The following is a 13641-nucleotide window of genomic DNA, read 5'->3' on the forward strand; positions in this document are numbered from 1 at the left end:
GCAACAGGTAGCTTACTATAAGATAGAAGATGCTACTTTGAAGTAAAGCAAAGCCTCTCCTTGCCTGTTAATAAGCACCGCTTCAATCGAAAGGATGATAAGGTATAAAGTGCAGAACACCTTACAATGAAAAGAGGGGCTCACAGCATATTGCCATGAACCCCTCTTATCTTTATGAATTGGATGCTATAAATTATTCTTTTGTAGCTTCAGCTACTTCTTGATTGGCATAATCTATAACATTCTTCTTATTTGCCTCCATACGCTCGTGTTCCTCTTGTGAGCCAACAACAATCTTCTGCCACTGGCGAAGACCAGTACCGGCTGGGATGAGGTGACCGCAAATTACGTTCTCCTTCATGCCCTCAAGGCAATCACTCTTACCACGAATAGCAGCCTCGTTGAGTACCTTTGTTGTCTCCTGGAATGATGCTGCACTCATGAAGCTCTTCGTACCAAGGGCAGCACGGGTGATACCTTGCAGGATCTGAGTTGCTGTTGCTTGTACGGCATCACGAACCTGAACAAGCTTGAGGTCACGACGCTTCAAGCTAGAGTTCTCATCACGCAACTTGCGTACTGATAGAATCTGACCCTTATAGCAGTTCTCAGAGTCGCCTGGATCGGTAACTACCTTCTTACCCCAGATACGATCATTCTCTTCAGTAAAGTCGAGCTTATCAACCAACTCTTGCTCCAAGAATGTTGTATCACCTGGGTCATCAATACGTACCTTACGCATCATCTGACGGACGATAATCTCAAAGTGCTTGTCGTTGATCTTCACACCTTGTAGACGATAAACGTCCTGCACCTCATTCACAATATACTCCTGAACGGCTGTTGGACCCATGATAGAAAGGATATCAGCTGGAGTGATGATACCATCTGACAATGGCGTACCAGCACGAACAGCGTCATGCTCCTGTACCAGAATCTGCTTTGACAAGCTAACAAGGTACTTGCGTTGCTCGCCAGTCTTAGATGTTACCACAATCTCACGATTACCACGTTTTACCTTACCCATTGTAATCTCACCATCAATCTCAGATACGACAGCAGGGTTAGATGGGTTACGAGCCTCGAAGAGCTCGGTAACACGTGGAAGACCACCCGTGATATCACCAGCACCACCAACAGAGCGTGGAATCTTAACAAGTGTCATACCAGTCTTGATCTCTGCGCCATCCTGGAGAACTTGTTCCAAGTGACCACCAACAGGGAGGTTATAAGTTCCGAGGATGTCACTAGCTGCATATTGACCATCGTCACCCTTCTTAGCACCAACCTTAACAATGTCTACAGTTGGAACCTTTGTCTTATCACGAGAATCGGTGATGATACGCTCTGTCAAACCAGTTGCATCATCAGTTTCTGCCTTATAGGTTACACCTTCAACAACATCGTGTAAACGAAGTACACCTTCATATTCACTAACGATAACAGCATTGAATGGGTCCCACTTACAGATTACATCACCCTTCTGTACTCTGTCGCCTGACTTGAAGTAGAGAGAGCTACCATAAGGTACGTTATCAGTAAGTAATACGATACCAGTGTTTGGATCGACAAAGCGGATTTCAGCCAATCGACTAACTACCATCTGGCACTCCTTATCATCGTCATCAACGAATGGTACGGTACGAAGTTCATCAAACTCAATCTTAGCTTCGTTCTTAGCAGTGATAGTTGCGTTAGCGGCTGCGTTACCAGCGACACCACCGGCGTGGAACGTACGAAGTGTAAGCTGTGTACCAGGCTCACCAATAGCTTGCGCTGCAATGACACCAACAGCCTCACCCATCTGTACCATACGAGCAGTAGCAAGGTTACGACCATAACACTTCTTACATACACCCTTCTTGCTCTCACAAGTAAGTACTGAGCGAATCTCAACCATCTCAATAGGAGAATCCTCGATAGCCTGTGCCTTTGCTTCAGTGATTTCCTCACCTGCTGCAACAATAATCTCGCCTGTTGTAGGGTTTACAACATCGTGAACAGACACACGACCCAAGATACGCTCGTAAAGGGTTGCTATAGTCTCGTCGCCACTCTTCAAGGCGCGACACTCAAGACCGCGGAGTGAACCACAATCCTCCTCATTAATGATAACATCATGAGAAACGTCCACAAGACGACGTGTCAAGTATCCGGCATCGGCTGTCTTCATAGCGGTATCAGCCAAACCCTTACGAGCACCGTGTGAAGCAATAAAGTACTCCAACACTGACATACCCTCCTTAAAGTTAGAGATGATAGGGTTTTCAATAATCTGTGCACCTTCAGCACCAGCCTTCTGTGGCTTAGCCATAAGACCACGCATACCAGCAAGCTGAGCAATCTGGTCAGAAGAACCACGGGCACCAGAGTCAAGCATCATATATACAGCGTTGAATCCCTGGTCGGCCTCGGTCATGTGCTTCATCACACTTGCCTTAAGGTTATTGTTAACGTGTGTCCACGCATCAATTACCTGGTTGTAACGCTCCTTATCAGTGATGAAACCCATTTCATAGTTAGCCTTCACCTGATCAACCTCATCCTGACCCTTACCAACAATGTCTTTCTTCTCTACAGGAACGATGATATCGTCCAAGTTGAAGGATAGACCTGCTACGTATGCCATGTGGTAACCGAGATTCTTGATACCATCAAGGAACTCACAAGCACGTGCCATACCAACAGCCTTAATTACATCAGCAATAAGACCACGGAGTGACTTCTTTGAGATAATACCATTGAAGAAACCGATCTCGGTTGGGATAATCTGGTTAACAATAACACGACCAACAGAGGTCTCAACCATTCTCTTCTGTATCTTACCATCTACAAGGTCGTCAACAACAACCTTTACTTGAGCATGAAGGTCACACTTCTTCTCATTGTAAGCAATGATTGCCTCTTCCGAACCATAGAATGATAGGCCTTCACCCTTAGCGCCCGGACGAATCTTAGTAATATAGTAGAGACCAAGCACCATATCCTGTGAAGGAACGGTGATAGGTGCACCATTAGCAGGGTTAAGGATGTTATGGCTCTGAAGCATCAATATCTGTGTCTCTAAGACTGCCTCATTACTCAATGGGAGGTGAACAGCCATCTGGTCACCATCGAAGTCAGCATTGAACGCTGTACATGCCAATGGGTGCAGCTGGATAGCCTTACCCTCAATGAGCTTAGGCTGGAATGCTTGAATACCCAAACGGTGAAGTGTCGGCGCACGGTTCAACATTACTGGGTGACCCTTCATTACATTCTCAAGGATATCCCAAATAACTGGCTCACGACGATCAACAATCTTCTTAGCACTCTTTACAGTCTTCACGATACCGCGCTCGATGAGCTTGCGGATGATGAATGGTTTGTAAAGCTCTGCTGCCATCAACTTAGGAAGACCGCACTCACCCATCTTCAACTCAGGACCAACAACGATAACTGAACGTGCAGAATAGTCGACACGTTTACCGAGGAGGTTCTGACGGAAACGTCCTTGCTTACCCTTCAAGGAGTCTGAAAGAGACTTCAATGGTCGGTTACTCTCACTCTTAACAGCTGATGACTTACGGCTGTTGTCAAAGAGAGAGTCAACAGCTTCCTGAAGCATACGTTTCTCGTTACGAAGAATAACCTCAGGAGCTTTGATCTCCATCAAACGCTTCAAACGATTGTTACGGATGATAACACGACGATAAAGGTCGTTAAGGTCTGATGTTGCAAAGCGACCACCATCCAATGGAACCAATGGACGAAGCTCTGGAGGAGTAACAGGGATAATCTTCATGATCATCCACTCTGGTCTATTTACACCTATTGACTGACGGAAGCCTTCTACTACTTGAAGACGCTTCAAAGCATCAGTCTTACGTTGCTGACTAGAGTCAGTTGTGGCACGATCACGTAATTCACCAGCAAGACGATCAAGGTCGATACCTGTTAACAAATCATAGACAGCCTCTGCACCCATCTTAGCAATAAACTTACTTGGGTCAGAATCATCTAGACGCTCATTGCCTTCTGGGAGTTTATTATCAAGGATATCGAGGTATTCATCCTCTGAAAGAAGGTCGAACTTATGAGAACCATTCAAATCCTCATCCGTATCGGCATTCTTCATACCCTCTACAACACCAGGCTGGATAACAACATACTTCTCGTAATAAATAACAGCATCTAACTTCTTGGTTGGCATACCAAGGAGGTAACCAATCTTGTTAGGAAGACTACGGAAGTACCAGATATGCGCAACTGGAACAACCAACTCTATGTGACCAGCACGTTCACGACGAACCTTCTTTTCTGTTACCTCAACACCACAACGATCACAAACAATACCTTTATAGCGAATACGCTTATACTTACCACAAGCACACTCATAATCCTTTGTAGGACCAAAGATACGCTCGCAGAACAAACCATCACGTTCTGGTTTATAGGTACGATAGTTTATAGTCTCTGGCTTGGTTACCTCACCAAAAGAATTTTCAAGGATTTCTTCAGGTGAAGCCAGTCCGATAGTAATCTTGCTGAAATTACTCTTTACTTTATTATCTTTCTTAAAAGCCATGTTTTACTTCTATTATAGGGGTGTACGTATTAATCAAGTTTGATGCTTAAACCGAGACCACGTAATTCGTGTAACAACACATTGAGTGACTCTGGAATACCTGGTGTTGGCATTGGTTCACCCTTAACGATAGCCTCATAAGCCTTAGAACGACCTACGACATCATCAGACTTGATTGTCAAAATCTCCTGAAGAACATGAGATGCACCAAAGGCCTCAATAGCCCAAACCTCCATCTCTCCAAAACGCTGACCACCAAATTGTGCTTTACCACCAAGTGGCTGTTGGGTTATCAATGAGTATGGGCCGATACTACGTGCGTGCATCTTATCCTCTACCATGTGACCGAGTTTCAAGAAGTAAGTGATACCAACTGTAGCTGGCTGATCGAACTTCTCACCTGTTTCACCATCATAGATATATGTAGAACAGAGATTTGGCAGACCTGCCTTATCTGTCCACTCCTTCAAATCAGAGAGCTTAGCACCATCGAAGATAGGAGTAGCAAACTTAACACCTAGCTTACGTCCGGCAGCACCCAAAATTGCTTCGAAGATCTGACCAAGGTTCATACGAGAAGGCACACCCATTGGGTTCAATACTAAATCTACAGGGCGACCATCTTCGAGGAATGGCATATCTTCCGTACGTACAACCTTTGATACGATACCTTTATTACCATGACGACCAGCAAGTTTATCACCAACTTGAATCTTACGCTTCTTTGCAATGTAAACCTTAGCCATCTGAAGAACACCAGATGGAAGTTCATCACCGATAGTAATTGCAAACTTCTTACGTTTAAGTTCAGCATCCATTTGCTTATACTTATGTATGAAGTTCATAATCAATTTCTGAATCAAGAGGTTGGTATGCTCATCATCAGTCCAACCATTTGACTGGATTCCCTCATAGTCAAGGTTCTTTAATGCAGCAACAGTGAATTTACTTCCCTTTGTAATGATTTCTGCATCAGAGTAATCTTTAACACCCTCGGAAACTTTATCCTCTGTCAACTCTAGAAGTTTATCAACCAAGAGATCCTTCAAATCATTAACCTTAGCCTCCTGTTCTTCATCAATCTTAGCAAGTGTTACCTTATCTTGTCGTTTGCTCTCACGTGTTTTTATAGCACGAGCAAAGAGTTTCTTATCAATAACGACACCACTCAATGAAGGATTAGCCTTCAGTGAAGAATCTTTCACATCGCCAGCCTTATCACCAAAGATAGCACGAAGGAGCTTCTCTTCAGGAGAAGGATCGCTCTCACCCTTAGGTGAAATCTTACCAATCATGATATCACCAGGTTCTACACGAGCACCTACACGAATAATACCATTGTCATCAAGATCCTTTGTAGCTTCCTCGCTTACATTTGGAATATCAGAAGTGAATTCTTCAACACCACGCTTCGTCTCACGTACCTCAAGAGAGTACTCATCTACATGGACTGATGTTAATACGTCTTCACGTACCATACGCTCAGAGATTACAACAGCATCCTCATAGTTATAACCCTTCCAAGGCATGTAAGCAACGAGAAGATTACGACCTAGAGCCAATTCACCATTCTCTGTTGCATAGCCTTCAGTAAGAATATCACCCTTCTTCACACGTTGTCCCTTATCACATATAGGGCGAAGGTCAACTACCATATTTTGATTCGTTCTACGGAACTTAGGGATACGATATTCTTTCAATGCTGGTTCGAAACTAACAAACTCTTCATCCTCTGTACGATCGTAAAGAATTCGAATAGTCGTGGCATCAACATATTCGATAACTCCTTCACCTTCTGCTGTAATCATTGTACGTGAATCTTCACATACTTGTTTCTCAAGACCTGTACCAACAATTGGGGCATCATTATGTAGCAATGGAACTGCCTGGCGCATCATGTTACAACCCATCAATGCACGGTGACCATCATCATGCTCTAAGAAAGGAATGAGACCAGCAGAAACAGAAGCTATCTGTTGTGGAGAAACATCTATTAAGTTAACAGAGTCAGGTCCTACAACAGGATAATCTGCATCTTGACGACACTTTACGGTGTCGCGAACGAAAGTTCCATCATCATTCAATGGAGCATTACCTTGTCCAATAATCTGATCTTCCTCCTCTTCTGCCGTCAAGAATACAACATCCTTGTTGTCCATATCAACCTTAGAATCACGAACACGACGATAAGGTGTAACGATGAATCCTAGATCGTTTATCTTCGCATACATACAAAGTGAAGATATCAAACCAATATTTGGTCCTTCAGGAGACTCAATTGGACAAAGGCGACCATAGTGAGTATAGTGAACATCACGCACCTCAAAACCTGCACGTTCACGAGAAAGTCCACCAGGACCTAACGCAGAAAGACGACGTTTGTGGGTTACTTCGGCTAAAGGATTAGTCTGATCCATAAATTGGCTCAATGGATTAGTACCGAAGAATGAGTTGATAACACTTGAGATCGTCTTTGCATTAATCAAATCCGTTGGCTGGAACACCTCACTATCACGAACATTCATACGTTCACGAATAGTACGATTCATACGAGCAAGTCCTATCGAGAATTGGTTAGCTAACTGCTCACCAATAGTACGTACACGACGATTTGATAAATGGTCAATATCATCAACGGTTGCATTTGAATTGACTAAGCTAATGAGGTACTTGATAATCTCAACAATATCATCCTTAGTCAACACACGCGTATCCATGTCCGTATCCAAGTTCAATTTCTTATTGATACGATAGCGACCGACCTCACCCAAGTCATAACGTTTGTCTGAAAAGAAAAGGTTTTGGAATACCTCACGTGCACTTGCATCGTCTGCAGCATCAGCATTGCGAAGTTGACGATAAATGTAATTAACGGCCTCTATTTCAGAGTGACTAGGATCTTTTGCAAGTGTATTAAATATAATAGAATACTTATTTGCTGCATCCTCATCCTTATGAAGCAAGATTGTTGAAACAGAACTATCAAGTATCTCGTCAACATTCTCCTCGGTAATAACAGTTTCTCTCTCTACAACAACCTTATTACGCTCGATAGAAACAACTTCACCAGTATCCTCATCAACAAAATCCTCAGTCCATGTCTTCATCACATTACCTGCAATTTTACGTCCAATGGCTGCCTTCATATTCTTCTTATTGACCTTTACCTCTTCACAAAGATCAAAGATTTGAAGAATGTCACGATCAGACTCATACCCAATGGCACGTAACATCGTTGTAACAGGTAATTTCTTCTTACGGTCAATGTAAGCATACATAACATTATTTATGTCTGTCGCAAACTCTATCCATGATCCCTTAAAAGGTATAATACGTGCACTATACAATACCGTACCATTAGCATGAACACCTTGACCAAAGAACACACCAGGAGAACGATGTAACTGAGATACAACTACACGCTCAGCTCCATTGATAACAAATGTACCATTGCTAGTCATGTATGGGATTGTACCCAAGAATACATCCTGAATAAATGTACCAAAATCCTCATGATCTGGATCTGTACAATACAACTTCATCTTAGCCTTTAAAGGTACACTATATGTCAAACCACGTTCCAGACATTCTTCAATAGTATATCTAGGTGGATCAACATAATAGTCCAAGAACTCAAGAACGAAATTATTACGTGTATCGGTAATAGGGAAGTTCTCTGCAAACACCTTATATAGACCGTCATTCTTGCGTTCCTCAGGCGGAGTATCTAGCTGCAAGAAGTCACGAAAAGACTTCAGTTGCACATCTAAAAAGTCCGGATATGGGTAAGGATTCTTAACGCTGGCGAAACTTACTCTGGGTTTATTATCTAATGCCATAAACTGAAATTAAATATTCGAATATTCAAAGTTCAATAACGAACTTAAAGCGTGATTAAACAATCAACGTATGTGTCAAAAGACACAAAAAGGTTAGGACTCACCTACTTGGTAAATCCTAACCAAATTATATTTTATGCAAAGTATGAAGAAATTACTTCAACTCTACCTTTGCACCTTCAGCCTCGATAGTCTTCTTCAAGTTCTCAGCTTCAGCCTTAGCCATACCCTCCTTCAATGTAGAAGGTGCGCCATCAACTAAGTCTTTAGCTTCCTTCAAACCAAGACCACAAGCCTCTTTAACAGCCTTTACTACTTTAAGTTTATTAGCACCAGCCTCAACGAGAACTACGTCAAACTCTGACTTCTCTTCTGCACCACCAGCTGCACCACCAGCAGCAGGACCAGCAACAGCAACAGCTGCAGCTGCAGGCTCAATACCATACTCTTCCTTGAGCACAGTTGCCAACTCATTTACTTCCTTAACAGTAAGGTTTACTAACTCTTCTGCAATAGCTTTTACGTCTGCCATCTTATTCTAAACTTTTTAATTTTTTGTTCTAAAAATAATATATCTTTGACTTTATTAGATTTCTTACTCAGCGCGCTCACCTAAAGTCTTAAGTACACCATGAATAGTGCCAGCGCCTGATTGAAGAGCAGAAACAACGTTCTTGGCTGGAGATTGTAGCAATGCAACAACATCTGCAATAACTTCGTTCTTACTCTTGAGAGCTGCAAGTTCTTCGAGCTTATCTGCACCAATAAATAGAGTTTCCTCTACATAAGCTGCCTTTAGAGCAGGAATAGCTTCCTTCTTATACTCTTTCAACAGTTTAGCTGGTACATTTGCAGTATGAGCAAACATAACTGCAGTATTACCCTTCAAAGAACCATACAGTGGTTCAAAATCTACATCTGAAGCTTCAAAAGCCTTGTGAAGAAGAGTATTCTTCACTACGACCATATTGATCTCACTCTTAAAGCACTTACGGCGAAGAGAACTTGTAGCCTCAGCATTCAAACCAGTTACATCAACTAGATAGAAATGAGGGAAGTTCTTCAACTTCTCACCGAGTTCAGCGATAATTGTATCTTTTACTTCTTTCTTCATTGTACAAAACTTTTAGAGTTATTCAGCTGATTTAGGATCAATCTTGACACCCTTACTCATTGTGCTAGAAATAAAGATACTCTTGATATATGTACCTTTAGCTGCAGCAGGCTTCAACTTGATAACGGTAGAGATAAATTCTTTCGCATTACCATAAATCTGCTCAGCAGTCATACTAACCTTACCAATTGATGTATGGATAATACCAGCCTTATCAACCTTAAAGTCAATCTTACCCTGCTTTACTTCCTTCACTGCCTTAGCAACATCCATAGTCACAGTACCACTCTTTGGGTTTGGCATCAATCCACGAGGACCAAGTACACGACCTAAAGGACCTAACTTACCCATGCATGATGGCATAGTGATGATGACATCAACATCAGTCCATCCACCCTTTATCTTCTCAACATATTCGTCGAGACCAACGTAATCAGCACCAGCTTCCTTAGCGGCAGCTTCCTGATCAGGAGTACAGAGACAGAGTACACGTGTCACCTTACCTGTACCATTTGGTAATGACACAACGCCACGAACCATTTGGTTAGCTTTACGTGGGTCAACACCAAGGCGAACATCTACATCTACAGAAGCATCAAACTTAGTTGTGGTAATTTCCTTAACCAACTTAGCTGCTTCAGCTAATGTGTATGCTTTCCCTGCTTCAACCTTCTCAGCGACTGATTTCTGATTTTTTGTCAGTTTACTCATTTTTACTTTTGAAGTTTAAATTATTTACCAGGGAAGTCCCCTTTTACAGTGATACCCATACTACGAGCAGTACCTGCAATCAGTCTCATCGCACTTTCTACTGTGAAGCAGTTAAGATCTGGCATCTTATCTTCAGCAATTGCCTTTATCTGCTCCCAAGTTACGGATGCAACTTTCTTGCGGTTTGGCTCACCTGATCCGCCTTTTACTTTAGCAGCCTCCATAAGCTGTACTGCTGCTGGAGGAGTCTTGATAATAAAGCTAAAAGACTTATCATTGTAGTAAGTAATTACGACTGGAAGAACTTTACCAGCCTTGTCCTGGGTACGGGCGTTGAATTCCTTGCAGAATCCCATAATATTGATACCCTTAGAACCCAATGCAGGGCCTACTGGGGGGGATGGATTTGCAGCGCCACCTTTAATCTGTAATTTGATTAATCCAGCTACTTCTTTAGCCATTTTCTTGTTAATATTAAAAATTAAACTATAAAAGTCAGAATAGTGTCCGTAACAACACTAGTCTTCTTTTGCGACTTGCATAAAACTTAACTCCAATGGATTCTGACGACCAAAGATCATAACCATCACTTTCAACTTATGTTTCTCAGCATTCACCTCTTCGATGATACCATGGAAACCACTGAAAGGACCATCAGTAACCTTAACAGTCTCACCAACCTCATATGGAACATCTTGAACTTCATCAAGTTCTGTTTCTTCCACGTTACCAAGTAAACGATTAATATCTGCTTGGCGAACTGGAGAAGGCTCAGACATACCACCGAGGAACCCCAATACATTAGGCATGAAACGTAACGTAGAAGCTACGTCTGGAGTCATGTTGGCTTGAACAAGCACGTAGCCAGGAAGACTTAATTTCTCTTTGACAACGCGTTTGCCATTACGCAAAGTTGCGTGCTTCTCCATAGGCAACAAAACCTCGAAAACACGCTCAGCAAGCTTATTGTTCTGTCGTAATTGAGCATCGATATATTCCTTTACCTTAGCCTCTTTACCACTGACAGCCCGAAGAACATACCATTTCTTTTCTGTATCAGCCATTTTCTAATGAATTAACTCGGATATACAAAATCCATCACATGTTGGAAAACAAAATCCATAGCAAACACTACCAATGCAATGACAAGGGAAGCAGATAAAACAACCATTGCACTATGTGTAAGCTGAGCACGTGATGGCCATGTAGTTTTATGCGCAAGTTCGTCGTAGCAAGCCTTGCAATAATTAACTATCTTCTTAAACATAAAATCTTCTCTTTTTGCACGGGTTGAAGGGCTCGAACCCTCGACACCTGGTTTTGGAGACCAGTGCTCTACCAACTGAGCTAAACCCGTAAATAAGTTCCCGAGCCCGAAGACTCGGGAACTATTTATAATGTAAATCTATGATTTACTTAATATCATCGAGGATTGCTGTAATCTGACCAGAACCTACTGTACGACCACCCTCACGGATAGCGAAACGAAGACCCTCGTTCAAAGCAACCTTGTAGATCAATTCTACTTCAATCTCAACGTTATCACCAGGCATTACCATTTCAACGCCCTCTGGCAACTTGATTTCACCAGTACAATCCATTGTACGGAGGTAGAACTGTGGACGATACTTGTTACCGAATGGTGTGTGACGACCACCCTCTTCCTTCTTCAAGACATAGATAGAAGCCTTGAAGTGATCGTGAGGAGTAATAGCTCCTGGGTGTACGACAACCATACCGCGCTTAACTTCAGCCTTATCAATACCACGGAGGAGAAGACCTACGTTATCACCAGCCTGACCTTGTGCGAGGTTCTTACGGAACATCTCAACACCAGTGATTACAGACTTCTTGTCCTCACCAAGACCGAGCAACTGAACCTCATCACCTACCTTACATACACCAGTCTCAATACGACCAGTAGCAACAGTACCACGACCTGTGATAGAGAATACGTCCTCAACAGGCATCAAGAATGGCTTATCAACCTCACGCTCTGGTTCCTGAATCCAAGTATCAACAGTATCCATGAGCTGCATTACAGAGTCAACCCACTTCTCTACGCCGTTCAAAGCACCAAGTGCAGAACCACGGATAATTGGAGTATCCTCCTCGTAACCATACTGCTCAAGAATCTCGTGAACTTCCATTTCAACGAGGTCAAGCATTTCCTCATCGTCAACCATATCGCACTTGTTCAAGAAAACAACCAAACGAGGTACGTTTACCTGACGAGCGAGCAATACGTGCTCACGAGTCTGTGGCATAGGACCGTCAGTAGCAGCTACAACCAAGATAGCACCATCCATCTGAGCAGCACCAGTTACCATGTTCTTTACATAGTCGGCGTGACCTGGACAGTCTACGTGTGCATAGTGACGATTAGCTGTTTCGTATTCAATGTGTGCAGAGTTAATGGTAATACCACGCTCTTTCTCCTCAGGAGCATTATCAATCTGATCAAAAGACTTAACATCTTCAGAACCGAAGCCCTTCTCGTGAAGAACCTTTGAGATTGCTGCAGTAAGAGTGGTCTTACCGTGGTCAACGTGACCGATAGTACCAATGTTTACATGCGGTTTGGTACGCACGAATTCTTCTTTAGCCATAGCTTTTCTTATTTAATATTAAATGAATAATCTGCGTTTTTGTTATACTAACTTAGAAAAATATAGCAGAGCTGTAACTGAGAGTTGAACTCAGGACCTCTTCCTTACCAAGGAAGTGCTCTACCACTGAGCTATTACAGCAAAACCATAGAGCGGAAAACGGGGCTCAAACCCGCGACCCCCAGCTTGGAAGGCTAGTGCTCTATCAACTGAGCTATTTCCGCAAATAACATTTGAGTGGGTAGTGATGGATTCGAACCACCGAAGCTAGAAGCAGCAGATTTACAGTCTGCCCCATTTGGCCACTCTGGAAACTACCCTTATTCAAATGTTCTCTCCCTTCAAGAAGAGCCTCTTGTCGGATTCGAACCAACGACCCCGAGATTACAAATCACGTGCTCTGGCCAACTGAGCTAAAGAGGCATACTTTGCAGCCAAAGGCTACCTGTAGTAAAACGGCTGCAAAGGTAATGATTTATTTTCAATCTCCAAAATATTTAAGAGATTTTTTCAACGTTTTCTTTGCTTTTCCTTAAACTTGGTAAGCTGAACCTTCATTGCATCAACACACTCATCAACTCCTTCTTCAAAAGTATCGAATGTTTTTTCTACAAAAAGCGTTGTACCTGGCACAACAACTGATACACTTGTAGTCTTATTTAATGCAGTAGCAGGTTTTTCCACCTTTAATTGCACCTCAACTTTCTGAATGTCTTCGTAAGACTTTTCTAATTTCTCAATCTTTTTAGCAATAAAACTCTGCAACTTTTCGGTAGTGTCAAAGTGAATTGACTGAATTTT

Annotated in this window: 10 protein-coding genes and 5 tRNA genes; all 15 read right to left on the reverse strand. The window is 42.5% G+C overall.

Annotation, left to right across the window (positions count from 1 at the left end; genetic code table 11):
• Nucleotides 1-193: 193 nt before the first annotated feature.
• Entirely contained in the window at nucleotides 194-4567 is a 4374-nt protein-coding gene (gene rpoC, locus HMPREF9969_RS07470) for a DNA-directed RNA polymerase subunit beta' (RefSeq protein ID WP_009435175.1), read from the reverse strand.
• 29 nt (nucleotides 4568-4596) lie between these two features.
• On the reverse strand, nucleotides 4597-8406 hold the full coding sequence (gene rpoB, locus HMPREF9969_RS07475; RefSeq protein WP_009435186.1) for a DNA-directed RNA polymerase subunit beta: 3810 nt from the start codon (nucleotides 8404-8406) through the stop codon (nucleotides 4597-4599).
• 154 nt (nucleotides 8407-8560) lie between these two features.
• Nucleotides 8561-8938, reverse strand: coding sequence for a 50S ribosomal protein L7/L12 (rplL, locus tag HMPREF9969_RS07480; protein ID WP_009435172.1), 378 nt, complete (start codon nucleotides 8936-8938; stop codon nucleotides 8561-8563).
• A gap of 63 nt (nucleotides 8939-9001) precedes the next feature.
• Nucleotides 9002-9520 (reverse strand): 50S ribosomal protein L10, encoded by a 519-nt coding sequence (rplJ, locus tag HMPREF9969_RS07485; protein ID WP_009435193.1) that lies wholly within the window; start codon nucleotides 9518-9520, stop codon nucleotides 9002-9004.
• 18 nt (nucleotides 9521-9538) lie between these two features.
• Complete coding sequence (gene rplA / locus HMPREF9969_RS07490) at nucleotides 9539-10231, reverse strand: 50S ribosomal protein L1 (RefSeq protein WP_004383921.1); 693 nt, start codon at nucleotides 10229-10231, stop codon at nucleotides 9539-9541.
• 20 nt (nucleotides 10232-10251) lie between these two features.
• Nucleotides 10252-10692: a 50S ribosomal protein L11 gene (gene rplK / locus HMPREF9969_RS07495; RefSeq protein WP_009435207.1), complete on the reverse strand. Its 441-nt coding sequence runs from the start codon at nucleotides 10690-10692 to the stop codon at nucleotides 10252-10254.
• Between the two features lie 57 nt (nucleotides 10693-10749).
• A complete protein-coding gene (nusG, locus tag HMPREF9969_RS07500) occupies nucleotides 10750-11295 on the reverse strand; it encodes a transcription termination/antitermination protein NusG (protein ID WP_009435183.1) in 546 nt (181 codons plus the stop codon).
• A gap of 11 nt (nucleotides 11296-11306) precedes the next feature.
• Nucleotides 11307-11498 (reverse strand): preprotein translocase subunit SecE, encoded by a 192-nt coding sequence (secE, locus tag HMPREF9969_RS07505; protein ID WP_009435163.1) that lies wholly within the window; start codon nucleotides 11496-11498, stop codon nucleotides 11307-11309.
• 17 nt (nucleotides 11499-11515) lie between these two features.
• A tRNA-Trp gene (locus HMPREF9969_RS07510) sits at nucleotides 11516-11588 on the reverse strand.
• 55 nt (nucleotides 11589-11643) lie between these two features.
• On the reverse strand, nucleotides 11644-12840 hold the full coding sequence (gene tuf / locus HMPREF9969_RS07515) for an elongation factor Tu (RefSeq protein WP_009435189.1): 1197 nt from the start codon (nucleotides 12838-12840) through the stop codon (nucleotides 11644-11646).
• 69 nt (nucleotides 12841-12909) lie between these two features.
• Nucleotides 12910-12981 (reverse strand) — tRNA-Thr (locus tag HMPREF9969_RS07520).
• A gap of 10 nt (nucleotides 12982-12991) precedes the next feature.
• Nucleotides 12992-13064: transfer RNA gene (locus HMPREF9969_RS07525), tRNA-Gly, on the reverse strand.
• A gap of 14 nt (nucleotides 13065-13078) precedes the next feature.
• Nucleotides 13079-13160 (reverse strand) — tRNA-Tyr (locus tag HMPREF9969_RS07530).
• Between the two features lie 29 nt (nucleotides 13161-13189).
• Nucleotides 13190-13263 (reverse strand) — tRNA-Thr (locus HMPREF9969_RS07535).
• Nucleotides 13264-13350: 87 nt separating this feature from the next.
• Nucleotides 13351-13641: HPF/RaiA family ribosome-associated protein (locus tag HMPREF9969_RS07540; protein ID WP_156787965.1), on the reverse strand; the 291-nt coding region annotated here is incomplete at its 5' end.

It is taken from the genome of Prevotella sp. oral taxon 306 str. F0472 (assembly GCF_000257925.1).
In the GTDB taxonomy this organism is placed as follows: Bacteria; Bacteroidota; Bacteroidia; order Bacteroidales; family Bacteroidaceae; genus Prevotella; species Prevotella vespertina.